At 74.5% G+C, this 23,130-nt stretch carries 23 protein-coding genes and 2 pseudogenes; 9 read left to right on the top strand and 16 right to left on the bottom strand.

What is annotated here, in order from left to right; translation table 11 throughout:
- The first annotated feature begins 95 nt into the window (after positions 1 to 95).
- The gene (locus I4I81_RS24420) at positions 96 to 992 is read left to right on the top strand and encodes an ATP-binding protein (protein WP_218604259.1); all 897 of its coding nucleotides are present in this window, start codon (positions 96 to 98) and stop codon (positions 990 to 992) included.
- Between the two features lie 2 nt (positions 993 to 994).
- Here the strand turns inward: I4I81_RS24420 and I4I81_RS24425 are convergent, their stop codons facing one another.
- A complete protein-coding gene (locus tag I4I81_RS24425) occupies positions 995 to 2,002 on the bottom strand; it encodes an NADP-dependent oxidoreductase (RefSeq protein WP_218616360.1) in 1,008 nt (335 codons plus the stop codon).
- 56 nt (positions 2,003 to 2,058) lie between these two features.
- On the opposite strand from I4I81_RS24425, the gene I4I81_RS24430 reads away from it, so the two are divergent.
- A complete protein-coding gene (locus tag I4I81_RS24430) occupies positions 2,059 to 2,835 on the top strand; it encodes a transglutaminase family protein (protein WP_218616361.1) in 777 nt (258 codons plus the stop codon).
- A 1-nt stretch (position 2,836) separates the two neighbouring features.
- On the opposite strand, the gene I4I81_RS24435 is transcribed toward I4I81_RS24430, so the two are convergent.
- Positions 2,837 to 3,412: a DUF1353 domain-containing protein gene (locus tag I4I81_RS24435; protein WP_218605174.1), complete on the bottom strand. Its 576-nt coding sequence runs from the start codon at positions 3,410 to 3,412 to the stop codon at positions 2,837 to 2,839.
- Positions 3,409 to 4,296 (bottom strand): aldose 1-epimerase family protein, encoded by an 888-nt coding sequence (locus I4I81_RS24440; protein ID WP_218605176.1) that lies wholly within the window; start codon positions 4,294 to 4,296, stop codon positions 3,409 to 3,411. The genes I4I81_RS24435 and I4I81_RS24440 overlap by 4 nt, the downstream gene beginning before the upstream one ends.
- 142 nt (positions 4,297 to 4,438) lie before the next feature.
- On the opposite strand from I4I81_RS24440, the gene surE reads away from it, so the two are divergent.
- Both surE and I4I81_RS24450 read left to right on the top strand, forming a co-directional pair.
- On the top strand, positions 4,439 to 5,239 hold the full coding sequence (gene surE, locus I4I81_RS24445) for a 5'/3'-nucleotidase SurE (protein WP_218605173.1): 801 nt from the start codon (positions 4,439 to 4,441) through the stop codon (positions 5,237 to 5,239).
- A gap of 47 nt (positions 5,240 to 5,286) precedes the next feature.
- Positions 5,287 to 5,463 carry a hypothetical protein gene (locus I4I81_RS24450; RefSeq protein ID WP_218605172.1) on the top strand — a complete coding sequence of 59 codons (177 nt, stop codon included), beginning with the start codon at positions 5,287 to 5,289 and terminating at the stop codon, positions 5,461 to 5,463.
- 3 nt (positions 5,464 to 5,466) lie between these two features.
- On the opposite strand, the gene I4I81_RS24455 is transcribed toward I4I81_RS24450, so the two are convergent.
- From I4I81_RS24455 to I4I81_RS24475, 5 genes and pseudogenes are all read right to left on the bottom strand, one after another.
- Positions 5,467 to 5,856, bottom strand: a complete 390-nt coding sequence (locus I4I81_RS24455; RefSeq protein ID WP_218605171.1) for a hypothetical protein — start codon at positions 5,854 to 5,856, stop codon at positions 5,467 to 5,469.
- Between the two features lie 96 nt (positions 5,857 to 5,952).
- Positions 5,953 to 7,401, bottom strand: a complete 1,449-nt coding sequence (locus tag I4I81_RS24460; RefSeq protein ID WP_218605170.1) for a fused MFS/spermidine synthase — start codon at positions 7,399 to 7,401, stop codon at positions 5,953 to 5,955.
- A gap of 121 nt (positions 7,402 to 7,522) precedes the next feature.
- Positions 7,523 to 8,671: an acyl-CoA dehydrogenase family protein gene (locus I4I81_RS24465; protein ID WP_218605169.1), complete on the bottom strand. Its 1,149-nt coding sequence runs from the start codon at positions 8,669 to 8,671 to the stop codon at positions 7,523 to 7,525.
- A 2-nt stretch (positions 8,672 to 8,673) separates the two neighbouring features.
- Positions 8,674 to 10,659: an ATP-binding protein gene (locus I4I81_RS24470; RefSeq protein WP_218616362.1), complete on the bottom strand. Its 1,986-nt coding sequence runs from the start codon at positions 10,657 to 10,659 to the stop codon at positions 8,674 to 8,676.
- 5 nt (positions 10,660 to 10,664) lie between these two features.
- Positions 10,665 to 12,158: pseudogene (locus I4I81_RS24475) on the bottom strand (carboxyl transferase domain-containing protein); the annotation flags it as partial.
- A 103-nt stretch (positions 12,159 to 12,261) separates the two neighbouring features.
- Here I4I81_RS24475 and I4I81_RS24480 point away from each other — a divergent pair.
- The 3 genes from I4I81_RS24480 (at position 12,262) to ppc (ending at position 16,374) form a co-directional block, all read left to right on the top strand.
- On the top strand, positions 12,262 to 12,822 hold the full coding sequence (locus tag I4I81_RS24480; protein ID WP_218602822.1) for an SACE_7040 family transcriptional regulator: 561 nt from the start codon (positions 12,262 to 12,264) through the stop codon (positions 12,820 to 12,822).
- Positions 12,819 to 13,610: an inositol monophosphatase family protein gene (locus I4I81_RS24485; RefSeq protein ID WP_218602821.1), complete on the top strand. Its 792-nt coding sequence runs from the start codon at positions 12,819 to 12,821 to the stop codon at positions 13,608 to 13,610. Before I4I81_RS24480 ends, I4I81_RS24485 begins: the two co-directional genes overlap by 4 nt.
- A gap of 70 nt (positions 13,611 to 13,680) precedes the next feature.
- A complete protein-coding gene (ppc, locus tag I4I81_RS24490; protein WP_226363552.1) occupies positions 13,681 to 16,374 on the top strand; it encodes a phosphoenolpyruvate carboxylase in 2,694 nt (897 codons plus the stop codon).
- Between the two features lie 4 nt (positions 16,375 to 16,378).
- Here ppc and I4I81_RS24495 read toward each other — a convergent pair whose 3' ends face one another.
- Positions 16,379 to 17,209, bottom strand: coding sequence for an SDR family NAD(P)-dependent oxidoreductase (locus I4I81_RS24495; protein ID WP_225924681.1), 831 nt, complete (start codon positions 17,207 to 17,209; stop codon positions 16,379 to 16,381).
- Positions 17,210 to 17,371: 162 nt separating this feature from the next.
- Complete coding sequence (locus I4I81_RS31275) at positions 17,372 to 17,506, bottom strand: hypothetical protein (protein WP_267460818.1); 135 nt, start codon at positions 17,504 to 17,506, stop codon at positions 17,372 to 17,374.
- 32 nt (positions 17,507 to 17,538) lie between these two features.
- Between I4I81_RS31275 and I4I81_RS24500 the strand changes: the two genes are divergently transcribed.
- Positions 17,539 to 17,763, top strand: coding sequence for a hypothetical protein (locus I4I81_RS24500; RefSeq protein WP_218602818.1), 225 nt, complete (start codon positions 17,539 to 17,541; stop codon positions 17,761 to 17,763).
- A gap of 171 nt (positions 17,764 to 17,934) precedes the next feature.
- On the opposite strand, the gene I4I81_RS24505 is transcribed toward I4I81_RS24500, so the two are convergent.
- Positions 17,935 to 19,881 carry a heavy metal translocating P-type ATPase gene (locus tag I4I81_RS24505; protein ID WP_225924682.1) on the bottom strand — a complete coding sequence of 649 codons (1,947 nt, stop codon included), beginning with the start codon at positions 19,879 to 19,881 and terminating at the stop codon, positions 17,935 to 17,937.
- 267 nt (positions 19,882 to 20,148) lie between these two features.
- Complete coding sequence (locus I4I81_RS24510) at positions 20,149 to 20,817, bottom strand: alpha/beta hydrolase-fold protein (RefSeq protein WP_308187699.1); 669 nt, start codon at positions 20,815 to 20,817, stop codon at positions 20,149 to 20,151.
- Between I4I81_RS24510 and I4I81_RS24515 the strand changes: the two genes are divergently transcribed.
- Positions 20,750 to 21,046 carry an ArsR/SmtB family transcription factor gene (locus tag I4I81_RS24515; protein ID WP_225926133.1) on the top strand — a complete coding sequence of 99 codons (297 nt, stop codon included), beginning with the start codon at positions 20,750 to 20,752 and terminating at the stop codon, positions 21,044 to 21,046. The genes I4I81_RS24510 and I4I81_RS24515 overlap by 68 nt on opposite strands.
- Before the next feature lie 123 nt (positions 21,047 to 21,169).
- On the opposite strand, the pseudogene I4I81_RS31775 reads toward I4I81_RS24515, so the two are convergent.
- The 4 genes and pseudogenes from I4I81_RS31775 to I4I81_RS24535 all read right to left on the bottom strand — a co-directional run.
- Positions 21,170 to 21,325, bottom strand: a pseudogene (locus tag I4I81_RS31775) (PEP-utilizing enzyme); the annotation flags it as partial.
- A 192-nt stretch (positions 21,326 to 21,517) separates the two neighbouring features.
- The gene (locus tag I4I81_RS24525; protein WP_218602814.1) at positions 21,518 to 21,925 is read right to left on the bottom strand and encodes a DoxX family protein; all 408 of its coding nucleotides are present in this window, start codon (positions 21,923 to 21,925) and stop codon (positions 21,518 to 21,520) included.
- Between the two features lie 58 nt (positions 21,926 to 21,983).
- Complete coding sequence (locus tag I4I81_RS24530; protein WP_218602813.1) at positions 21,984 to 22,418, bottom strand: PaaI family thioesterase; 435 nt, start codon at positions 22,416 to 22,418, stop codon at positions 21,984 to 21,986.
- Positions 22,415 to 23,110 (bottom strand): GntR family transcriptional regulator, encoded by a 696-nt coding sequence (locus I4I81_RS24535; protein WP_218602812.1) that lies wholly within the window; start codon positions 23,108 to 23,110, stop codon positions 22,415 to 22,417. The genes I4I81_RS24530 and I4I81_RS24535 overlap by 4 nt, the downstream gene beginning before the upstream one ends.
- Between the last annotated feature and the right edge of the window lie 20 nt (positions 23,111 to 23,130).

Genomic DNA, 23,130 nt, shown 5'->3' on the forward strand with positions numbered 1-23,130 from the left:
CTGATCTCTCGGTGTCCGACACACCCTGCCACGCTCCGCACTGCTGTGTGGGGTGGCGGCCGCTACTGTCCGCTGAGGCGACTGGGGGGTGGGCGATGGATAGCGGCGTCGACCACCTGGCGGTTCCCTTCGCCGGTGCGCACGACCTGGCCGCCCGGTTGGAGCCCGCGCTCGGCACCGCCCTCACGGCGGGCGACCCGGTCCTCGCCGTGCTCGCCGACCCGGAGCGCGACGCGGTGAGCGCACTGCTCGGGCCCGACGCGTCGCGGGTCGACTTCGCCGATCCGGTGCGGGTGCACGCGGTTCCGGCGTTCACCGTCGCGGTGCGCTGGGCGCGGCTCGCGCGCCAGGCCGTCGCCGGTCGGGTGCTGGTGATCGGGCAGCACCTGCAGCTGCCCGACGTGGGTGTCGAGCACTGGGCACGGCTCGACCTCGCGATCGACGTGGCCATCGAGGGCCTGCCGATCACCGTGCTCTGCGCGTGCCCCGACTCCGACCCGGTGATCGGGGTGACCCATCCCCAGCTGCTCACCGCCGACGGCCCGCGGCCCGGGCCCGGCTACCGGCCGCCACCCGAGGCACTCGTCGAGTACCCGCCGCCCCCGCCGCCGCACCTGGGGCCCGCCGACACCGACGTGGCCTTCCGCATGGCGGACCTGTCCGCGGTCCGTCGCCGCGTCGCCGCCGCCGCCGCCTCCGCGGGCCTCGACGACGACCGCGCCGACGACCTCGTGCTGGCCGTCAACGAGCTCGCCACCAACAGCGTCGAGCACGGCCCGGGGGCGGCCCGGCTGCAGCTCTGGGCCACGGCCGGGTCGGTCATCGCGGAGGTGGCCGACCGGGGCCGGATGAACGTGCCGTTCCCCGGGCTGGTGCGCCCGTCGTCGTCCGGTGCGCGCGGACGGGGCCTGTGGCTGGCCTCCGAGCTGACCGACGTCCTCCAGGTGTGGAGCGACGACGAAGGCACCGTCGTCCGGGTCCGGATGGAGTAGGGCTACTCGCCGATCTGCAGGATCAGCTTGCCGGTGTTCTCGCCGCGGAACAGCCGCAGCAGGGTGTCCGGGAAGTCGGCGACGCCCCCGCGCACGACGTCCTCGCGGCTGCGCAGCCTCCCCTCCCGCAGCCAGCCGCCCAGCTCGACGGCGGCGTCGGCGTAGCGGTCGGCGTAGTCGAAGACCACGAAGCCCTCCATCCGCGCGCGGTTGACCAGCAGGGACATGTAGTTGACCGGCCCGGCCGGGCGCTCGGTCGCGTTGTAGGTGCTGATCGCGCCGCAGATCACCACGCGCGCGCCGAGCCGCAGTCGGGCGAGCGCCGCGTCGAGGATCTCGCCACCGACGTTGTCGAAGTACACGTCGACCCCGTCGGGGGCATGGGTGCGCAGGGCCTTGCCGACGTTCTCGGTGCGGTAGTCGATCGCGGCGTCGAAGCCGAGCTCGTCGACGATCCAGGCGCACTTCTCGGCGCCGCCGGCGATGCCGATCACCCGGGCGCCCTTCAGCTTCGCGAGCTGCCCGACGACGCTGCCGACCGCGCCCGCCGCCCCCGACACCACGACGGTCTCGCCGTCGCGCAGCGCGCCGACGTCGAGGAGGCCGAAGTAGGCGGTCATGCCCGTCATGCCGAGTACGGCGAGGTAGGTGGGCAGCGGCACCACCGACGGGTCGACGACCGTGACGCCGCCGCCGTCGGACTCCGCGTACTCCTGCACCCCGAAGATGCCCGTGACGTACGCACCCTCCGGGAAGTCGGGGTGCCTCGACGCCACGACCTGCCCCGCGCCGAGTGCCCGCATGACCTCCCCGACGCCCACCGGCGGCACGTAGGAGCGGCCGGCGTTCATCCAGCCGCGCATGGCCGGGTCGAGGCTCAGGTGCGTGATCCGGACGACGAACCGGCCGTCGGCGGGCTCCGGGACGGGTTCGGTGGTGTGCTCCCACACCTCGGGCGTGGGGAGGCCCTCGGGGCGGGCGGCGAGGCGGACCTGGTGGTTGTCGGTCATGCCGCCTGTCTACCCGGCCGCTCGACTCCCGGCGGTCCGGGGCGCACGATGGACCCGTGGACCCCGTGCAGCGGTTCGGCCGGGTGGTCGGCGCCCCCGATCCCCCGTTGGACCGGGCCGCGCTGGCGCTCGCCGCAGGCGCCCAGCCCGACCTCGACATCACGCGCTGGCTCCGCGAGCTCGACCGTCTCGCCGCGGGCGTGAGCACCGTCGACGGCCTGTGCCAGCGGCTGTTCGTCGACGAGGGGTTCGGCGGCAACGTCGGCGACTACACCGACCCCCGCAACTCGCTGCTGCACCACGTCCTGGGCCGTCGCCTCGGCATCCCGATCACGCTCGCCGTCGTGACGATGGAGGTGGGGCGCCGGGCCGGGTTGCCGATGGAGGGTGTCGGGATGCCCGGGCACTTCCTCGTCCGCCCGACGGGGACGAGCCGCTACCTCGACGTGTTCGCGGGCGGCGTCGAGATCAGCGGGGCCCGGTGCGAGGAGCTGTTCCGCGGCGCGACGGGTGCGGGGCCCGAGATCCCGTTCGGCCCACACCTGCTCACCCCCACCCCGACCCGGGCGATCCTGGCCCGGATGCTGGAGAACCTGCGCGCGGTCTACGGGGCGCGCCGCAGGCCCGGGGACCTGGAGTGGGTGCTGCGGATGCGGTTGCTGCTGCCGGGCGTCCGGCTCGCCGACGTCCTCGAGCTCGGCGAGGCCCTCGGCGACCAGGGCCGCTGGCTCGAGGGCGCGAAGCTGCTGGAGGACCGGGTGCCCGCGGCGTCGGCGGCGCACGCGGAGCGGCTGCGGACCGCGGCGAAGAGCCTGAAGGCGCACCTCAACTGATCTAAGTGCGGAACCCCGGGTCCGGCCGGTTGACCGCGCGGTCGCTGCCGGGGCGCAGGCGGCGACCCACCAGCAGCACCGGCCAGACCAGGAACTCCAGAGCCCCGAACAGCACCAGCCCGACGACGACCGCGACGGCGGGCAGCGCCACCACCGGCAGCGCGACGAGCGTGACGGCGAGGACCGCGGGCAGGTCGCGCAGCCACCCGACGCGCCCCGCCGGCTCGGTGAGCGAGCCCAGCCGCACCGCGGCCCACATGAACCAGCGCAACAGGAACGGCACGCCGAGCTCGCGCATCGCGCGCCGGAACAGGCCGTCGGCGTCGACCGCACCGATCCGTCCGGCCGGCCGCTCGACACGCACGAGGTGGTCGTGCAGGACCGCTGCCGCGGTGTAGCGGCCGAACTTGGGCACCAGCCAGACGAACACGCGCGGCACCGACGCGAAGTCGGTGAGGGTGCCCCGCGGCACCACGAACTCCTCCGTGCGGCCCCGGTAGACCAGCTCCTCCTCCAGGGTCCAGTCCTCCGCGGTGGCCTGCCGGACGAGGACCTTCGGCCCGGTCAGGAACGTCATCGCGGTGAGATCCCCCAGCGGCCCGACCAGGTCTCCCCCGGCCCGACGACCAGCAGCCCGGTGCCGGAGTTCAGCGCGTCGGGTGGGCACGTCATCGGCTCGACGGCCACGGCGCGCCCGCGGCCCGGGTGGTCGTCGGGGGTGAAGACCTGGACCCACCCGAAGTCGGGGTCGGCCCACAGCTCGACCTCGCCGTCGGGACCGGAGAGGCGGTGCCGGACGAGGTCGTCGTCGCCGACGGGGACGCAGCCGCCGAAGGCGTGGTCGAGCTCCGCGCCGCGCAGCGTGATCTCCGGCCGCGGGACGGGTGCGGCGGGCGCGACCGGGAGACCTCCGCCCAATGGCAGTGCCGTGGTGGCGGCGAGGTGCAGCGTGCAGTCGTCGGTGTCGGCCGCGCCCGCGCGCAGGTAGGGGTGGGCGCCGACCCCGAACGGCACCGCGGCGGTGCCGACGTTGGAGACGGTGTGGGTGACGGTCAGCCCGCCCGCGTCGACGGCGTAGCGCACCGACGTGGCCAGAGGCACCGGCCATCCCGGCTGCGGCGCGACGACCGCGCTCAGCGTCACCGCGTCGGGCGACTGCTCGTCGGCCCGGTAGAGGGTGTGGCGGAGCAGGCCGTGGATCGCGTTGCCCGCCGCGGGCTCGGAGAGCGCGAGCTGCTGCGGTCCGCCGTCCCAGAGCCACTGGCCGCGCGCGGTGCGGTTGGGCCAGGGCACCAGGACGCAACCCGCGCCGCGGGGCGGGCGGGAATCGGCGTCGAAGGTCTCGACGAAGGGGCGGCCGTCGACGGAGAACGCCCGCAGCCCGGCCCCCACCTCGGTGACGACGGCCTGCGCGGCCCCGGAGCGGATCTCGAACTGCTCGCCCGTCGGCGGCATCGGCATGAGCACGCCGGGAGGCTACCGGCGGGGGCGGTCGGGCGCTGACGCTCGGCTGGTGTGCGCAACTCGGGTGGGAGGCGGGGAGCCCGGGTGAGCGTCGTCGCGGCGCCACCCTCCGGTCACCTCCCTCGCCTACCGTGCAGGGGTGGCCTCCTCGCGACGACCCCCGGCAACCGGCCTCAGGGCCCTGATCACCAACGACGACGGGATCGACTCCCCCGGGCTGTGGGCTCTCGCCGAGGGGGCCAGGGACGCGGGGTTCGAGGTGACGGTCGCCGCACCGCACGTCGACGCGAGCGGGGTCGGCGGGTCGGTGCTCGCCGTGCGCGAGGACGGGCGGGTGCGGCTGCACCCGCGGGAGCTCCCCGGTCTCGACGGCGTCCCGGCCTACGGCGTGGAGGGGCACCCGGCGTTCATCGTGCACTCGGCGGCGCGCGGCTGGCTCGACCCGGCCCCGGACGTCGTGCTCTCCGGCATCAACCTCGGCTCGAACGTCGGCCGCGCGGTGCTGCACTCCGGCACGGTCGGCGCGGCGCTGACGGCCGGGATCCACGGCTGGCGCGCTCTGGCGGTCTCCCTCGACACCGGATGGAACCCGCCGGAGCACCCGCACTGGGACGCGGTGCGGCACGTCCTGCCGTCGGTCCTCGACGTCCTGCTCGCCGAGGACGAGGCCACCGTCCTCAACCTCAACGTGCCCGACCGCTCACCGGAGGAGCTGGGTGAACTGCGCGAGGCGACCCTGGCCGCGTTCGGCTCGGTGCAGGTGCGGGTCGACAAGCGCTCCGGCGACGACGGTCACGGGCTGCACATGAGCCTGGGCGAGTCGCGTTCGCCGGTCCCGGGCACCGACGTCGCGCTCCTGATCGAGGGCCACCCCACGCTGACCCGGCTGGAGACGATCAGCGCACGTCCCGGCGTGCTGGCTGTGGCTCGTGTGAACTGAGTGACCCCGGTGACGATGTGACGGACGTCACAGGGCATGATCTCACGATGCGTGACAGTGAGAGCAGCGCTGAGTGGTGCACCCACTTCGCCCGGACGGTGGCCGACGAGATCCGCACGGGGGTGCAGACCGGGGCGTTGACCTTCGGTGAGGCCGATCAGCTGCTCGCGCGCATGCAGGTGCTGCTCGAACAGGCCCTGGACCTGGCGCCGCAGCCGGTCTGACCGTCAGTGCTCGTCGGCCCCGGTCAGCGCGTGCTCCATCCGGTCGGCCACGCCGACGACGAGATGGAACGAGCGGTCGAAGCCGTCGAGAGCGGTGTCGCCGAGCGGGATCGAGTGTCGGAACAGCACCAGTCCGTTCTCGACGACCAACCCGCCGGTGACGGGCTCGGCCGCCATCTCCAGCGCCTTCGTCAGGTCGATCTGGTCGGGCCGGCCCACCGGTGAGGTGATCTGCGCCCACGGGTGTGCGTCCTCGCCGGTGACCAGGCGGACCGCGACGATCTGCGTCCGCTCGCCGGTGGTGGGCAGGTTGAACCACAGTTCGCCCTCACGCTGGCGCATGATCTCGTAGCGGACCCGTACGAAGGACCCCAGGTCGTCCCAGCTCGCCATGGTGCGGACCGTACCGCGACGAGGAGCGCGCTGAGGATCTCGGGCCTACCGCCGGCTGGCCGTCGCTCGCAACGGCCGGAGATCTTCAGCACCCTCCTAGGTCTGCAGCTGGTCGACGGGAGCGCGGTCGTCGGTGAGCACCGGGGCGTCCGCGGCGAGTGCGCGGGTCGCGGCGTCGTCGAGCACCGAGCCGGGCTCCCCGCGGGCGGCGGCCGTGGCGGCGAGTGCGGCGAGGTCGGGCGCGCGGTCGGAGGCCACCAGCACCGCGTTGCCCCCGCTGCCGGGGCTGAGCTGGTCGGGGCGGATCAGCAGGGCGACGGTGACGAACCGGCCGGCGACGGTGGCGGTCTCGGCGGCCAGCAGTGCGCGCGGGTCGCGGTCGATGATGTTGAGGACGTAGAGGCCCCCGGGGCGCAGGACGCGGCGCACCTCGTCGACGAACTCCGTGGTGGCCAGGTGCCAGGGCACCGACCGCGCCCCGAACGCGTCGCCGACGACGAGGTCGGCGGATCCGTCGGGCAGCTCGGCGAGGGTGGTGCGGGCATCGCCGACGCGGACGTCGAGGGCGGGGATCTCGCCGACGCCCAGCTCGCGACGCCCGAGGTCGACGACGCCCTGGTCGACCTCCAGCACGGTGGACGTGGAGCCCGGACGGGTCGCGGCGAGCCAGCGCGGCATCGTGAACCCTCCGCCGCCGACGTGCACCGCGCGCAGCGGCTCGCCGGCCGGGAAGGCGGCGTCGATCGCGCCCCCGAAGCGCTGCGTGTACGCGAACTCCAGGTGCGCGGGATCGGCGCGGTCGACGTAGGAGTGGCGCAGGTCGTCGAGGACGAGGACCTGTGCGCTCGCCCGTTCCGGGTCGGTGTCGACGCGGGCGCAGTAGTAGACCGTGTCGGCGTCGCAGCGGCCCGGTACGGCGACCAGTGCGACGGCGAGCAGCAGCGTCGCCACTCCGCCCCGGACCAGCGCCGACCGCCGGGCGTCCTCGACGACCAGCAGCGCCAGCAGCAGGCACGCCGCCGCGGTGATCAGCAGGATCGCGGTGACCGGCAGGAACGTGACCAGCACGAACCCGGTGAGGAAGGTGCCGGCGAGCGACCCGATCGTGCCCGCGGCCGACAGTTCCCCGATCACGCTGCCCGAGCCGTCGACGGTCGTCAGGCGCGCCCGCGTGATCGCCGGCGTCACCATTGCCAGTGCCGTGACCGACACCAGCGTCGACGCCGCGACCAGCAGGATCGCGGCGACCGGCCCGGGTCCCAGCACCGGGCCGAGCAGCCGCACGAGCGGTCGGACGGCGAGCACCCCGAGACCGCCGACGGCGAGTGCCCCCGCGGCGACCCGGCGCGGCGAGAACACGTCGGCCCACCGCCCGCCCAGCGACGCCCCGACCGCGATCCCGGCGAGGGCCACGCCGATGACCGCGGTAGTCGACTCCAGCGTCAGCCCGACGTAGGGCGCGACGAGACGCGTGGCCAGTGTCTCGACGACCAGGATCGCCGCCCCGCTCACGAGCACGACGAACCGGGCGAACCGTGCATTCACGGTTCCATCCTGGCCGGTCGCCCCGCCGCCCGCGCGGTCGGGCCCGGGCCCGACCGCGCGCCGAACCGGGTTCCGCGCGGCCCCGGGGTTTCGCGGTGCCCGGGAACGCGCGCGGACCGGCTCAGAGGCCGAGTTCGCGGGCGATGAGCATGCGCTGCACCTCGGACGTGCCCTCGCCGATCTCCAGGATCTTCGCGTCGCGGTAGAACCGGCCGACCGGGTACTCGTTCATGAAGCCGTAGCCGCCGAAGACCTGGGTGGCCGCGCGGGCGTTGTCCATCGCCGCGTTGGAGGAGACGAGCTTCGCGATCGCCGCCTCCCTCTTGAACGGCCGGCCCTTCAGCATCTTCGCCGCGGCCGCGTAGTAGGCCAGGCGCGCGGTGTGGGCGCGCACCTCCATGTCGGCGATCATGAACGCGACGGCCTGGTAGTTGCCGATCTTCTGGCCGAACGCCTCGCGCTCGTGGGCGTAGCGCACCGACTCGTCGACGCAGCCCTGCGCGAGCCCGACGCTCAGCGCCGCGATCGCGACGCGGCCCTCGTCGAGGATGGACAGGAACTGCGCGTAGCCGCGGCCGCGCTCGCCGACGAGGTTCGCCGCGGGCACGCGCACGTCGTCGAAGAACAGCTCGCGGGTGTCGGAGCTGCACCAGCCGACCTTCGAGTACGGCTTCGCCACCCGCAGTCCCGGCGTCCCGGCCGGGACCATGATCGCCGAGATCTCCTTGCGGTCGGCCTGGGGCGAACCGGTGATCGCGGTGACCGTGATGACCGAGGTGATGTCGGTGCCGGAGTTCGTGATGAACGCCTTCGACCCGTTGATCACCCATTCGTCGCCGTCGAGCTCCGCGGTGGTGCGGGTGGCGCCCGCGTCGGAGCCGCCGCCGGGCTCGGTGAGCCCGAACGCACCGAGCTTCTCACCCGCCGCCAGCGACGGCAGCCACTCCTGCTTCTGCTCGTCGGTGCCGAAGCGGTAGATCGGCATCGCACCGAGCGAGACGCCCGCCTCCAGCGTGATCGCGACCGACGAGTCGACGCGCGCGAGCTCCTCCAGCGCGAGGCACAGGGCGAAGTAGTCGCCGCCCATGCCGCCGTACTCCTCGGCGACGGGCAGCCCGAACAGGCCCATCGCCCCCATCTTCGCGACGATCTCGTACGGGAACTCCTCGCGCTCGTAGAGGTCACCGATGACGGGGGCGACCTCCTTGCGCGCGAAGTCCTCGACGGTGGCGCGCAGCGCCTCGTGCTCCTCGCTGAGTGTGAGGTCCATGGTCATTCCTCTCCGAGCGGTTCGACGATCAGGAGCGCGGCGTCCCGCGCGACGGTGGCGCCCGCCTTGGCGCGGAGCTGTCGGACGGTGCCGTCGACTGCGGCGGTGAGGACGTGTTCCATCTTCATCGCCTCGACGACGACGAGCCGGTCGCCCGCGGCGACCCGCTGGCCCTCGGTGACCTCGACGACCGTGACCGTCCCGGGCATCGGCGACAGCACCGGCCCGCCCGCCCCGGCGTCGGCCTCGGCGGCCGCGTCGAGCGGGGCCTGCTCGCGCACGGCCCACGTCCGCCCGTCGCGGCCTATCCACAGGGTGTCGCCGGCGCGGGCGACGGAGTAGGTGCGGGTGACGCCGTCGACGTCCACCGCCACCCCCCGCGAGTCGCCGTTCCTCCGCCCCCGGGTCGCTACCGGCGCGGCGTCCCCCACGGCCACCTCGGCCGCGGCGGCCCGGCCCCGCACCCGTACGTCGACGGGCTCGTGACCGGCGACGACCATCCGCCACGTCGTCCACGCGGGCTCGCCGACGCGCCAGCCGCCCGGCACGTCGAACGGGTCGACGACCGCGCCGGTGGGCTCCAGCTCGAGCAGGGTGTGGGCGGCGGCGGCGGCGAGGACGTCGTCGGGCAGTTCGGCACGGGTCCAGTCCTCGACCCGGCGCCCGACCAGCCCGGTGTCGAGCCGGGCGGCGCGCACGTCGTCGTCGGCGAGCAGCGCGCGGAGGAAGCCGATGTTGGTGCCGAGCCCGAGCAGGACGGTCTGGCCCAGGGCGGCGTCGAGCCTGCGGATCGCCTCGGCACGGTCGGCGCCGTGGGCGATGACCTTGGCGAGCATCGGGTCGTAGTCGGAGCCGACGACGCCGCCCTCGGCGATGCCCGCGTCGACGCGCACCCCCGTCGGAGGGGTCCAGTGCAGGACGTCGCCGCCGGTGGGGAGGAAGCCCGCGGCCGGGTCCTCGGCGTAGACGCGGACCTCGATCGCGTGGCCGTCGAGCCGGACGTCGTCCTGCGTGATCGGCAGCGGCTCGCCCGCGGCGACCCGGAGCTGCAGCTCGACGAGGTCGAGCCCGGTGACCAGCTCGGTGACGGGGTGCTCCACCTGCAGACGGGTGTTCATCTCCATGAAGAAGAACTCGTCGGGGGCGTCGGCACCGACGATGAACTCGACGGTGCCCGCTCCCGAGTAGCCGCACGCGCGGGCGGCCTCGCAGGCCGCGGCGCCCATCGCGGCGCGCTGCGCCCCGGTGAGCAGCGCGGAGGGGGCCTCCTCGACGATCTTCTGGTGCCGCCGCTGCAGCGAGCACTCGCGCTCGCCGAGGTGGATCACGGCGCCGTGGTCGTCGGCGAGGACCTGGATCTCGATGTGCCGCGGGGTGGTGACGAGCCGCTCGACGAGCAGCGTGTCGTCGCCGAAGGAGCCGCGGGCCTCGCGCCGGGCCGCGGCGATGGCGTGGTCGAGGTCCTCCGCGCGGTGCACCTCGTGCATGCCCTTGCCCCCGCCGCCCGCCGACGGCTTGAGCAGCACCGGGTACCCGACGTCGCTGACGGCGAGGGCGAGCGCGGCGTCGTCGAGGCCCGACCCGTCCGAGCCCGGGACGACCGGGACGCCGGCCTTCGCGACCGTCTGCTTCGCGCGGATCTTGTCGCCCATCGCCTCGATCGCCGAGGCGGGCGGGCCGACGAACACGATCCCCGCCTCCTCGCACGCGGCGGCGAACGCGGTGTTCTCGGACAGGAAGCCGTAGCCGGGGTGGATCGCCTGCGCGCCGGTGGCCCGGGCGGCCGCGATCACCTTCTCGATGGACAGGTAGCTCTCGGCGGCGGCCGCGGGCCCGATCCGGACGGCGACGTCGGCCGCGGTGACGTGCGGGGACCCGGCGTCGGCGTCGGAGTACACGGCGACGGACCGGATGCCGAGCGAGCGCAGGGTGCGGATGACGCGGACGGCGATCTCGCCGCGGTTGGCGACGAGCACGGTGTCGAACATGGGCCTCACATCCGGAAGACGCCGAAGGCCGGATCGGCCAGGGGCGCGTTGGCGGCGGCGGACAGGGACAGGCCGAGCACGGTGCGGGTGTCGAGCGGGTCGATCACGCCGTCGTCCCACAGCCGGGCGGTGGAGTAGTACGGGTGGCCCTGGGTCTCGTACTGGTCGCGGATCGTGGACGGGTCCGCCCCGACCGTGCCCAGCACGGTGGCCGCCTGCTCCCCGCCCATGACGGAGATCCGGGCGTTGGGCCACATGAACAGGAACCGGGGCGAGTACGCCCGCCCGCACATCGCGTAGTTGCCCGCGCCGAACGACCCGCCGATGATGATCGTGATCTTGGGGACGCGGGTGGACGCGACGGCCGTGACCATCTTCGCGCCGTTCTTCGCGATGCCGCCCGCCTCGTACTCGCGGCCGACCATGAACCCGGAGATGTTCTGCAGGAACACCAGCGGGATGCCGCGCTGGTCGCACAGCTCCACGAAGTGGGCGCCCTTGAGGGCCGACTCGGAGAACAGGATCCCGTTGTTCGCGACGATCCCGACCGGGTGCCCGTGGACGTGTGCGAACCCGGTGACGAGCGTGGTGCCGTACTCGGACTTGAACTCGTGGAACCGCGACCCGTCGACGACGCGGTTGATGACCTCGCGCACGTCGTAGGGGGTGCGGGAGTCGGTGGGCACGACGTCGTAGAGCTCGGCGGGGTCGGCCTTCGGCTCCTCGACGGGCGCGAGGTCCCACGGGCGCGGGCTGCGCTGACCCAGCGTGCCGACGATCCGGCGGACGATCGACAGCGCGTGCGCGTCGTCCTCGGCCAGGTGGTCGGTGACCCCGGAGGTCCGCGAGTGCAGGTCGCCGCCGCCGAGCTCCTCGGCGGTGACGACCTCGCCGGTCGCGGCCTTCACCAGCGGCGGGCCGCCGAGGAAGATCGTGCCCTGGTTGCGGACGATCACGGCCTCGTCGCTCATCGCGGGCACGTACGCGCCGCCCGCGGTGCACGAGCCCAGCACCGCGGCGATCTGCGGGATGCCCAGCCCCGACATCTGCGCCTGGTTGTAGAAGATCCGGCCGAAGTGCTCGCGGTCGGGGAACACGTCGTCCTGCTGCGGGAGGAACGCACCGCCGGAGTCGACGAGGTAGAGGCAGGGCAGCCGGTTGTGCAGGGCCACCTCCTGCGCGCGCAGGTGCTTCTTGACCGTCATCGGGTAGTACGTGCCGCCCTTGACGGTGGCGTCGTTGGCGACGATCACGCACTCGCGCCCGGCCACCCGCCCGACGCCGGTGATGATCCCCGCGCCGGGGGCGTCGCCGTCGTAGAGGCCGTGCGCGGCCAGCGGCGAGAGCTCCAGGAACGGGCTCGACGGGTCGACGAGGGAGTCGACGCGGTCGCGCGGCAGCAGCTTCCCGCGCTCGACGTGGCGCAGGCGGGACCGTTCCGGGCCGCCGAGCCGCGCGGTGGCGAGCTGGCTGCGCAGGTCGTCGACGAGTGCGCGGTGACCGGTGAGCGTCTCGGTGGTGGACACGGCCGCGATGTTAACGGTCATTAACGAATCACGCCAGGGGGTCGGTTAGTGGTCGGTAACCGGTTATGCTGCTGCGATGGTGGGCCGTCGGGAGCAGATCCTCACCGTGGCCGCCGAGCTCTTCGCCCGCCACGGCTTCCACGGCGTGAGCATCGCCGACCTCGGGGCGGCCGTCGGCGTCAGCGGTCCGGCGCTCTACCGGCACTTCCCCGGCAAGGAGGCCCTGCTCGCGGAGCTGCTCGTCGGCATCAGCGAGCACCTGCTCGCCGGCGGGCAGGAGCGCGCCGCCGCGTCGGAGGACCCGCACGAGGTGCTCGCCGCGCTCGTCGACTTCCAGGCCGAGTTCGCGCTGCGCGAGCCCGAGCTGATCGTCGTGCAGGACCGCGACCTGGCCAACCTCCCGCCCACCTCGCGACGGCGGGTGCGCCGGCTGCAGCGCACCTACGTCGAGATCTGGGTCGACACGCTGCGCCGCGTGCACCCCGGCCTGTCCGTCGAGGACGCGCGGGTCGCCGCCCACGGCGCGTTCGGGCTGCTCAACTCCACGCCGCACGCCGGGCGCAGCGCGGGCGCCGCGGCCCTGCTGCGCCGGATGGCGCTGGCGGCGCTCACCGACCTCGTGGTGGTGCGGGCGTGAGCTGTGCACTGGTCGACGCCGCCCTCGCCACGGCGGCCGAGGCGGCCCGCGCCGGCGGGGCGGTGCTCGCCGCCACCGACCGCACGCGCATCGACGTCACGCTCAAGGACGCCCGCGTCGACGTCACGACCTCGGCCGACCTGGCCTCGCAGGCCGCGGTGGTCGGGGTGCTGCGCGCGGCGTTCGCCGAGCACGTCGTCGTGGGCGAGGAGGGCACCGAACCCGGTTCCGACGCCCGGCACGTCTGGTACGTCGACGGGCTCGACGGCACGAGCAACTTCGCCCACGGCATCCCCTGGTACTGCGTGTCCGTGGCGCTGCGCTGCGGGGACGAGGTCGTCGCCGGTGCGGTGTTCGACCCCGTCCACGACGTCCTCTACTCCGCCGGGCGCGGGCGCGGGGCCACCGGCAACGGGGTGCCGCTGCGCGTGGCCGGGACCGACGCCGTGGCGCGCGCGGTGGTCGTCAGCCAGATCCAGTCGTCGGACCGGGCGGAGATCGGCGAGTTCGTGGTGCTGTTCGAGGCGCTGATGAACGCGGCGGGCGGGGTCCGGTTCCCCGGAGCGCCCGCCCTGATCCTGTCCCACATCGCGGCAGGCCACTTCACCGCGTACGTCGAGCGGGCGATGGCGCCGTGGGACATCTCCGCGGGCCAGCTGATCCTGGAGGAGGCGGGCGGGCGGCTCACCGACTTCGCCGGGACCCGTGTCGCGAGCGCGGAGGTCACCGACGTCGTCGCGACGAACGGGGCGATCCACGAGGAGCTGCTGGGCGTCCTGCCCCGGTAGCATCACCGCCGCAGACCTGTCGTTCCCAGCGGTGCGGGCGGCCCTCCCCGAGGCCGATCGGAGATCCACAGTGAACGCGGTTGCCACCCACGCCGGTGTGACGTCGGAGTCCGGGCACGACGCGCTGCGGGCCGACATCCGCCGGCTGTCCACGATGCTCGGCCGCACGCTCGTGCACCACGGTGGCCCGGAGCTGCTGGAACTGGTGGAGCAGGTGCGCCACGGCTCGCGCCACGGTGACACCCAGGCGCTGCTCTCCGGCCTCGACGCGGGCACCGCCGTCGCGCTGGCCAGGGCGTTCTCGCAGTACTTCCAGCTCGCCAACATCGCCGAGCAGCGCCACCGCGCCAAGGAGCTCGCCGCCACCGACGGCCGGGGCCCGCTGCGGCGGCTGCTGGAGCGGGTCGCCGCGGAGTGCGACCACGACGAGGTGCAGGACGTGCTGGCCCGCGCCGAGCTGCGCCCGGTGTTCACCGCGCACCCCACCGAGTCCTCGCGGCAGTCGGTGCTCGCGATCGTGCGCCGCGTCGCCGACGGGCTCGACCGCGGCGCCTCCGACGACGCGCTCGAAGCACTCGTCGAGCTGCTGTGGCAGACCGACGAGCTGCGCCCGGGCAAGCCCACCGTCGCCGACGAGGCGCGGGCGATCGGCTGGTACATGGAGCAGCTGGGCCGCGGCGCGGTCCCGGAGCTGCTCGCGGAGTACGAGCGCGAGGTGCGCGCGGCCGGGTTCGAGGTGCCGGCCGGGTCCGGGCCGCTCGTGCTCGGCTGCTGGGTGGGCGGTGACCGCGACGGCAACCCCAACGTCACCCCGGCCGTCACGCGCGAGGTGCTGGAGCTGTACTCCGACCGCGCGCTGCGGATCCACGAGGGGCTGGTCGAGGAGCTGATCGGCGAGCTGTCGATCAGCACGCGGGTGATCGGGGTGTCCGAGGAGCTGCGGTCCTCGCTGGCCCGCGACCGGCGCGCGCTCCCGGAGATCCACGACCGCTTCATCCGGCTCAACGCGACCGAGCCCTACCGCCTCAAGTTGTCCTACGTGGCGGCGCGGCTCGCGAACACCCGCACGCGCACCGAGCACGTCCCGGGCCGCGACTACCTCGGCCCCGACGGCTACCTCGACGACCTGCGGGTGATCGACCGCTCCCTGCGCGGGCACCTCGGCGGCCGCATCGCCGACGGCACGCTGGCCCGTGCGCTGCGCACCGGGCGGGCGATCGGGCTGCACCTCGCCGAGCTCGACGTGCGGGAGCACAGCCGGCGCCACCACGACGCCCTCGGTGCGGTCTACGACGCGCTCGGCGAGCTGGACGTGCCGTACGCGTCGCTGTCGCGGCAGCAGCGCCTGGATCTCCTGTCCGCCGAGCTCGACGCCGGGCGCCCGCTGATCCGCCGCCACTACGGCCTGCCCGACGAGGCCGCCGACGTCCTCGCCACGTTCGACCTGCTGCACGAGATGCAGCACCGCTACGGGCCGCAGGTGGCGCGCACGTACATCGTGTCGATGTGCCAGGGCGTCGACGACCTGCTCGCCGTCGCCGTGCTCGCCCGCGAGGCGTACATGGTGGAGCTGCGCCACGACCCGCGGTCCTCGCTCGACCTGGTGCCGCTGTTCGAGACCGTCGAGGAGCTGTCGCAGGCCGGCGACCTGCTCGACGGGCTGCTGTCGGTCCCGGGCTACCGGCAGCACGTCCGCAACCGCGGTGACCTGCAGGAGGTCATGCTCGGGTACTCCGACTCCAACAAGGGCGCCGGCATCACGACGTCGCAGTGGGAGATCCACCGCGCGCAGCGCCAGCTCCGCGACGTCGGCGCGAAGCACGGGGTGCGGCTGCGGCTGTTCCACGGCCGCGGCGGGTCGGTCGGGCGCGGCGGCGGGCCGTCGGCGGAGGCGGTGGCGTCGGCGCCGTTCGGGTCGGTGGACGCGACGATGAAGGTCACCGAGCAGGGCGAGGTCGTCTCCGACAAGTACTCGCTGCCCGCGCTCGCGCACGACAACCTGGAGATCATGCTCGCGGCGATGCTGGAGGCCACGCTGCTGCACCAGTCCTCGCGCTGGGACGACGCCTCGCTGGAGCGCTTCGACGACACGATGGGCGTGGTCAGCGACGCCGCCCGCGCGGCCTACCGCGGGCTCGTCGAGCGGCCGGGGCTGCCGGAGTTCTTCACCGCGGCCACGCCCGTCGAGGAGCTGGGGAGGCTCAACGTCGGCTCCCGGCCGTCGCGGCGCCCGGGGCAGGGGGCCGCCTCGCTCGACGACCTGCGCGCGATCCCGTGGGTGTTCGGCTGGACGCAGACGCGGATGGTCGTGCCCGGCTGGTACGGCCTCGGCAGCGGGTTGAGGGCGGCCCGCGAGGCCGGGCACGGGCCGGTGCTCGAGGAGATGCGCGAGTGGGCGTTCTTCACGAACCTGCTCGGCAACGTCGAGATGACGCTGGCCAAGACCGACCTCGACATCGCCCGCCGCTACGTCGAGGAGCTCGTCGACCCGTCGCTGCACCCGATCTTCGACGACATCGTCGCCGAGCACGCGCTGACGCTGCGGGAGGTGCTGCGGCTGACCGAGTCGACCACGCTGCTGGCCCGGCACCCGGTGCTGCGCAACACCCTCGCCGTCCGCGACTCCTACCTGCAGCCGCTGCACCACCTGCAGGTCGAGCTGCTCGCGCAGCGCCGGCGCACCGAGGACCCCGAGGCCGACGTGCACCGCGCCCTGCTGCTGACGATCAACGGGATCGCGGCGGGGCTGCGCAACACGGGCTGAGCCGTCAGGCCCGGCGGACCGTCGGCGCCTCGCCCGTCGAGCCGCGGTTGACCCCGACCAGCCCGCGCCTGCCGGGGTCGCCGCCGTAGGCCTCCTGCATCCGCGGTCCGGCGCCGGTCAGCCCGCCGTCGACGGTGATCTCCTGGCCGGTGACGAACCGCGCGTCGTCGCCGGCCAGGAACGCGATCACGGCGGCGACGTCCTCGGGCCGGCCGAGGTCGGGCCACGGCTGGGCGTCGGCCATCACCCCGGCGGCGGCCGACCCGTCGCCGACCAGCGGGGTGACGATCAGGCCGGGGCAGACGGTGTTGACGCGGATCCGGTCCGGTCCGAGCTCGGTGGCGGCCGAACGACCCAGGTTGATCACCGCGGCCTTCGCCGCCGAGTACGCCTGGGGACCGGCCCCTGCGGCGAACCCCGCGATCGACCCGATGTTGACGATCGACCCGCCGCGCCCGCGCATCGCCCGCGCACCGTGCTTGATCCCCAGGAACACCCCGCGGACGAGGACGGCGAACGTGTAGTCCCAGTCGTCGACCTCGATGTCGGTGAGCCGCCCGAACGCCCCGCCGACGCCCGCGTTGTTGACGATGCAGTCCAGCGCGCCGAAGGACTCCACGCACGCGGCGACGGCGGCCTCGACGTCGGGCTCGACGGCCACGTCGGTGCGCACGAACCGGACGTCGTCGCCGAAGGTCGCGGCCGCCTGCGCCCCGGCGTCGGCGTTGTAGTCGGCGAGCACCACCCGCCAGCCGTCGGCCACGAACCGGGTGACCGCGGCCAGTCCGATCCCGCTCGCTCCGCCGGTGACCAGTGCCGCGCGTCGTCCCGTCATCTCCCGATCGTGACACGCCGCTACGTCCGGACCGTACGTGTCCGCAAGGGCGGCCAGAGTCCTCGGCATGGATGTCGTACCTGCCCGGAGCGAACCACGGTGGCTGGTGGTACCGGCCCGTCGTCGAGCGGTTGGAGGCGCAGGGCCGCCGCGCCCACGCCGTCACGCTCGACGGGCTGGACCCCGCCCGCCGATCCCGAACCCGACCGCGCGATCGCCCTCGACACGCACGTCGCGGAGCTGGTCGAGCTGGTGGCGGGGCTCGCCGCGCCCGCGGTGGTGGTCGGCCACAGTCACGCGGGCAGCGTGCTGTCCGGGCGGCCGACGCGGTGCCGGAGCGCTTCCGCAGCCTCGTCCGCGTCGACGCGTTCGTGCCGGAGGACGGCGACTCGGCGTGGTCGATGACGCTGGAGTGGGAGCGCGAGTGGTTCGTCGACGGGGCCGGGCGGACCGGTCCGTACGTCGAGCTCCCGTTCTTCGCCGACCGCACCGTGGTCCACCCGCCCGCCACGCTCACCCAGCGCTCGCGGCTGACCGGAGCGTGGCGGGCGTGACCGACCGGCACTACGTGTTCGCGGCCTCGCCGGAGTGGACTCCGCGGTCACCGTTTCGTGCAGGTCGCCGACCGGCTGTGCGCCGACCCGTCCTGGGTCGTGCACGACCTCGACGAGACCCACGACGTGCTGCGCAACGGCCCGGACGCGCTGCACGACGTGCTCGCCCGATCATCCGACGCTGACGGCCTCCCGGACGCGGTTCTCGGCCCGCGGTGCCGGCCATCCCGGCCGGACCAGCAGCCGCAGCCCGTTGAGGCACACCAGGACCGTGCTCAGCTCGTGCCCCGCGACGCCGACGGCCAGCGGGAGCGTGCCGACGAGGTCCCACGTCACCAGCCCGGTGATGACGGCCGCGGCGAACGCCAGGTTCGCCCGCGCGATGCGCCGCGCCCGCCGGGCGAGGGTGATCAGGGGGGCCAGCGAGCCGAGGGGGTCGCGCAGCAGGACCCCGTCGGAGGCCTGGACGCTCAGCGCCCCGGCCCCCTCGCCGACCGCCAGACCGACCGCGGCGGTGGCGAGGAGTGGGGCGTCGTTGATGCCGTCGCCGACCGCGAGCACCGTGCCGGGGTGGGCGTCGACGGCCGCGGCCTTGTCGACGGGGAGCAGGTCCGCGCGGACGTCGTCGATGCCCAGCGCGGTCGCCACGGCGGCGGCGGGGCGCGGGGCGTCACCGGTGAGGAGGGCGGGAGCGGTGCCGAGCAGGGCCGTCAGGTCGGACACCGCGAGGGCCGCGCCGGGCCGCAGTTCGTCGGCCAGGGCGAGCACCCCGACCGGCCGCCCGTCGACGGAGACGACGACGGCGGTGCGCCCGGCGCGCTCGTGCCGGGCGACGGCGGCGTCCACGTCGGCCCCCGGATCGCAGTGGGGTGGCTTCACTGCAACCTCGTCGCAGTCGGGCCACCCCACTGCGACGGCGGGGCGGCCGGGGTGGCCCACTCGGACCACCGCGCCCGCCACCTCCGCGCGGACGCCGACTCCCGGCTCCGCCGCGAACGCCGTCGCCCGCGGGACCGTCAGGTGCGCCGCCGACTCCCGCACGGCCCGGCCCAGCACGTGTTCGCTGCCCGCTTCGGCGGCCGCGGCCAGAGCGAGGACCCGGTCGCGGGGAAGGTCGGCAACCGGTTCGACGGCCACGACCTCGGGCCGCCCGCGGGTGACGGTGCCGGTCTTGTCCAGCAGCACCGCGTCGACGTCGGCGAGCGACTCCACCACCGTGGCGTCCTTGAGCAGCACCCCGCGGCGCCCGGCGACCGCGATCGCGGCCAGCAGCGGCGGCATCGTCGCGAGCACCACCGCGCACGGCGACGCGACGATCATGAACGTCATCGCGCGCAGCAGCGTCGGCTCGAACGCCGCACCGAGCAGGAGCGGGACCGCGAGCAGCGCGAGCGTCGCCACCACGACGATCACCGAGTAGCGCTGCTCGATCCGCTCGATCCACAGCTGCCGCTCCGCCTTCGTCCCCGTCGCCCGGCGGACCTGCACGGCGATCCCGGCGACGACGGAGTCGGCCGGGTCGCGCGTCACCCGCACCCGCAGGGTCCCTGTGCCGTTGACGGTGCCCGCGTGCACGTCGTCGCCGCGGTTACGGGGGACGGGCAGCGGTTCGCCGGTGAGCCCGGCGGTGTCGACGTCGCTCGCGCCGTCGAGGACGCGCCCGTCGGCGGGGATCCGCTCGCCGGGCCGCACGACCACCTCGTCGCCGACGGCCAGGTCGGCCGCGGGCACCGTGCGCTCCCCGTCGCCGGCGACCAGAGCGGCGGTCTCGGGCGTCAGGTCGAGGAGGGCCTCGATGCTGCGCCGGGTCCGCGCGGTCATCACCGCCTCCAGCGCACCGGAGCTCGCGAAGATGACGATCAGCAGGCCGCCGTCGAGGTACTGGCCGATGCCCGCGGCGGCGAGTGCGGCGACCACCATGAGCAGGTCGACGTCGAGCCGCCGGTCCCCCAGTGCGCGCACGCCCTCGACCAGCGGCTCCCACCCGCCCGCGAGGTAGCAGACCGCGTAGAGCACGCCGACCAGCAGGACCGGGGCGCCGAGCAGGTCGGCGGGCACCGCCAGCGTGAACGCGGCGAGGGAGAGCATGGCCCAACGGACCTCGGGCATCGACCACATGAGTGCCACCATAGCTGCGCAACTGCGTAGGTATGCAGCGTGGGTCCGCGGTCAAACGGTGGTGCCCCGGCACGATCGCCGTCTCGGAACGGGGTGCGGGCCGGGACCCGCCCCGCGTTCCGAGACGCTGATCATGGCTCCTCAGCGCGCCGGCCCCGTCTTGACCAGGGCTCGCAGCTCGGACCCGACCCGGCCGGACCCACGGCCCGGACCGATCCGGCCCCACAGCGCGGGTGGCCCGACCGGTGCCACCGCCGCGCCGGATGATCAGCGACTCGGAACGGGCTGCGCGCCGGAGCCCGCTCCCCGTTCCCGGACGACGATCACCGGCGGGAGGCGGTCGGGGGGTCGAGGGCGTCGCCGGGTCGACAGGCCGTCGCGGACCCCGATCGTCACCGCCGTCACCGCTATCCCCCGCCGCCGCGGCGACCTGTTCGGTCTGCGGGAGATGGTCCGGGTCGTCGTGCCCACCGCGAACACGCCGGCGCTGCCCGGCCGCGACCCCGACGCCAGCTCGTCGAGCGGGGCGGCGCGGCGGAACGCGTCGTCGTCACCGCCGAGGGCCCGGGCCACGGTGGACGCGCGGTCGCCCAGTGTCGGCTCGGACCGGCCGGAGACGTCGAGGAAGGTCGGGTACACGTCCGGGCGGTGCACAGCGAGCTGCACCGCGCAGGTGCCGCCGAAGGAGAACCCGCCGATCGCGCGCCGGACCGGGTCGACCTGCAGGTGCTGCCCGACCCACGCCGGCACGTCGACGGCGAGGTAGGTCTCGGCGCGCCCGAGCAGGGAGTGCGGACACTGAGGAACCTTCGGATCCGGGAGATGCGGGTATCCTCGTCCCGTGCACGACGGCATCCCCGGCTTCGCGATGCCCCACCCGGACGACGTCCGGCGGGCGGCGGATTCGCTGCGCCTGCTCGCCGACCCCACGCGCATCAAGATCCTCTGGGCCCTGCTGCACGGTGAGGAGTCGGTGGCGTGCCTGGCCGAGCTCGTCGGCGCCGCCCCCACCGCCGTCAGTCAGCACCTGGCCAAGCTCCGCCTCGCGGGCCTGGTCGAGGGTCGCCGCGAGGGCACGTTCATCTACTACTCGGCGGGCGACGGCGTGCGTGCGCTGCTCACCGAGGCCCTGCGGGTCGGGCAACCGGCGGCCCTGCCTCACTAGCTCCACCCCGACCGCACCGCCGTCGTGGGGACCGCACCGCCGTCCGGGCGGTGGTGCGGTCCGGAGAACGGCGGTGCGGTCGGGCTCAGGCGGCCTGCTCCGCCACCACGAGTTCCACGACGTCGCCCCCGCGCACCCGACAAGCGCGGGGATGTCGAGCGAGCGGGCCGGGATCGCGGTGTGGCTGGTCGGGCCGCCCTGCCCGGTGACGAGCGCGAGCGCGATGCCCGGACGCAGACCCGCGGTGTCGGCGGGGGCGAGGTCCGAGGCGACGGGGACGTGCTCGGGCTCGGCGTGGGCAGCGGCGAGGAGGTCCTGCTCGCCGCCGAGGACGGCGCCGACTCCGGGGCCGCCGTCGAGGCGCCGGCCGAGCTGCTCGCCACCGACCTAGACACGCCTGACCCCCACGCACGACGACGGCGCGGTGCCCTCCCCTCGGGGGCACCGCGCCGTTCGTCTGTCCCGGGTGGGTCAGCGGCGCAGCGAGGCGACCAGCTCGGCGGTGCTGCGCCGGCGGCCCCAGGCCAGGATCGAGACCAGCACCAGGTAGACCGCGGGGACCGCGACGAGCGGGCCGCCCACGAACACGAGGGTGGCGATCACCGCGCCGATCATCAGCAGCACCAGGCCGGTCGCGGCCAGACCCATCAGTCGCGGGATCAGCAGGCCGAGCGCGCCGAGCAGTTCGATCGTGCCGATCCCGTAGAGGCCGACGTTCCCGAGGCCCATCATCTCGAAGCCGGCGACGGCCTGGGGGTCGGCGGAGAGCTTGGAGTACGCGGAGAACAGGTAGGCCACGACGATCAGGCCCTGCAGCACCGCGAGGGCGATGCTCCCGGCGCGCCGGGAGCTGGTGCGGGTGCTGGTGGTGGCGGTCATGTCGTCTCCCCGGTTCGGCGGTGCTCGTTGTCAGTGAGACGGCCGGCGCCGGGAGAACTCATCGGTCGGGCGGGGGATCGATCTGCGCGGTCGCCGTCCCGGTGGCGACGACCGTGCCGTCGGGGCCGTGCAGGGCGGCGGCGAGGAAGGCGACGTCACCGCGTCTGCGCAGCACCCGGCCGGTCCCGGTGAAGCGGCCCGGACCGGCGGGGGCCAGGAACACGGCGCTCAGGTCGAGCGTCGACGGGAAGCGGCCCGGCGGGAGCGTCGCGATCAGCGCGGGCCCCATCGTGTCGTAGAGCATCGCGGAGACGAACCCGCCGAGGACGTGCCCGCGGACGTCGAGGAACGCCTCGCCCATCGTGAACGCGACCTCGATGGTGCCGGCGTCGACGTCGACGTCGACGAACTCCCAGCCGAGCGTCCGTGCGGCGGGAGGCATCGGGGCGCGGCCGGCGACGGCGTCCCAGAAGGGTCCGGTGCGGTCGGTCATGCGTCCAGGGTGTCGTACGCGGCGAGCAGTTGGGCCTCGGCCGCGTCCAGGTACTCGGTGACGGCGTGGGCCGCGGACTCCCGGTCGCCGGACTCCAGGAGGCCGCAGATGGCGTCGTTGCGGGTCAGGTACGGCTCGAAGAACTCGCGGACGTCGGGCATGCGGTGGAAGACCAGGCGCATCTCGGCGAGCAGCAGGCCCATCTGCTGGTCCAGGCGCGGGCTGCCTGCCAGGCCGACCAGCGCGCGGTGGAAGTGCTGGTTGGCGCTTCCGACGGCGCTCCAGTCGTCGACCGCGGCGGCCGCCCGGCCCTCTCGCACGGCGGTGCGGACGAGGGCCACCTGCTCCGGCGACCACGCCTCACCGTGGCGGACCGCGGCGGGCTCGATGACGCGACGGGCCCGGTAGACGTCACGCACGGCGTCACGGTCGGGGCGCGCGACGAACACACCGCGGTTGGCCTCGCGCACCAGCACCCGTTCGGCCACGAGCTGGCTCAGCGCCTCGCGGACGGTGTTGCGGGAGACGGCCAGCGCGGTGCACACGTCCTGCTCCGGGAGCCGCTCGCCGGGGCGCAGCCGCCCCTCCACCACCTCCTCGCGCACCGCGTCGGCGACCCGCTCGGCCGTGGTGGACCGGGCGACGAGTGCCCGCGCGCGGCCGAGGGAGGCGAGGGCGTCGGCCGAGGTCATGGCGCCAGCCTAGGTGAAGG

Source organism: Pseudonocardia abyssalis (genome assembly GCF_019263705.2).
Lineage (GTDB): Bacteria > Actinomycetota > Actinomycetes > Mycobacteriales > Pseudonocardiaceae > Pseudonocardia > Pseudonocardia abyssalis.

What these genes read in the sequence shown, in the direction of transcription:
- I4I81_RS24470 (WP_218616362.1), bottom strand. Translation starts at nt 10,659, where the DNA reads ATGTTCGACACCGTGCTCGTCGCCAACCGCGGCGAGATCGCCGTCCGC.
- I4I81_RS24425 (WP_218616360.1), bottom strand. Translation starts at nt 2,002, where the DNA reads ATGACCGACAACCACCAGGTCCGCCTCGCCGCCCGCCCCGAGGGCCTC.
- I4I81_RS24495 (WP_225924681.1), bottom strand. Translation starts at nt 17,209, where the DNA reads ATGACGGGACGACGCGCGGCACTGGTCACCGGCGGAGCGAGCGGGATC.
- I4I81_RS24450 (WP_218605172.1), top strand. Translation starts at nt 5,287, where the DNA reads ATGCGTGACAGTGAGAGCAGCGCTGAGTGGTGCACCCACTTCGCCCGG.
- I4I81_RS24525 (WP_218602814.1), bottom strand. Translation starts at nt 21,925, where the DNA reads ATGACCGCCACCACCAGCACCCGCACCAGCTCCCGGCGCGCCGGGAGC.
- I4I81_RS24440 (WP_218605176.1), bottom strand. Translation starts at nt 4,296, where the DNA reads ATGCCGATGCCGCCGACGGGCGAGCAGTTCGAGATCCGCTCCGGGGCC.
- I4I81_RS24465 (WP_218605169.1), bottom strand. Translation starts at nt 8,671, where the DNA reads ATGGACCTCACACTCAGCGAGGAGCACGAGGCGCTGCGCGCCACCGTC.
- I4I81_RS24480 (WP_218602822.1), top strand. Translation starts at nt 12,262, where the DNA reads ATGGTGGGCCGTCGGGAGCAGATCCTCACCGTGGCCGCCGAGCTCTTC.
- I4I81_RS24530 (WP_218602813.1), bottom strand. Translation starts at nt 22,418, where the DNA reads ATGACCGACCGCACCGGACCCTTCTGGGACGCCGTCGCCGGCCGCGCC.
- I4I81_RS24510 (WP_308187699.1), bottom strand. Translation starts at nt 20,817, where the DNA reads ATGCGCGTGGGGTCGGCGAGCAGGCGCAGCGAATCCGCCGCCCGCCGG.
- I4I81_RS24420 (WP_218604259.1), top strand. Translation starts at nt 96, where the DNA reads ATGGATAGCGGCGTCGACCACCTGGCGGTTCCCTTCGCCGGTGCGCAC.
- I4I81_RS24435 (WP_218605174.1), bottom strand. Translation starts at nt 3,412, where the DNA reads ATGACGTTCCTGACCGGGCCGAAGGTCCTCGTCCGGCAGGCCACCGCG.
- I4I81_RS24505 (WP_225924682.1), bottom strand. Translation starts at nt 19,881, where the DNA reads ATGTGGTCGATGCCCGAGGTCCGTTGGGCCATGCTCTCCCTCGCCGCG.
- I4I81_RS24535 (WP_218602812.1), bottom strand. Translation starts at nt 23,110, where the DNA reads ATGACCTCGGCCGACGCCCTCGCCTCCCTCGGCCGCGCGCGGGCACTC.
- I4I81_RS24455 (WP_218605171.1), bottom strand. Translation starts at nt 5,856, where the DNA reads ATGGCGAGCTGGGACGACCTGGGGTCCTTCGTACGGGTCCGCTACGAG.
- I4I81_RS24515 (WP_225926133.1), top strand. Translation starts at nt 20,750, where the DNA reads ATGCCCCACCCGGACGACGTCCGGCGGGCGGCGGATTCGCTGCGCCTG.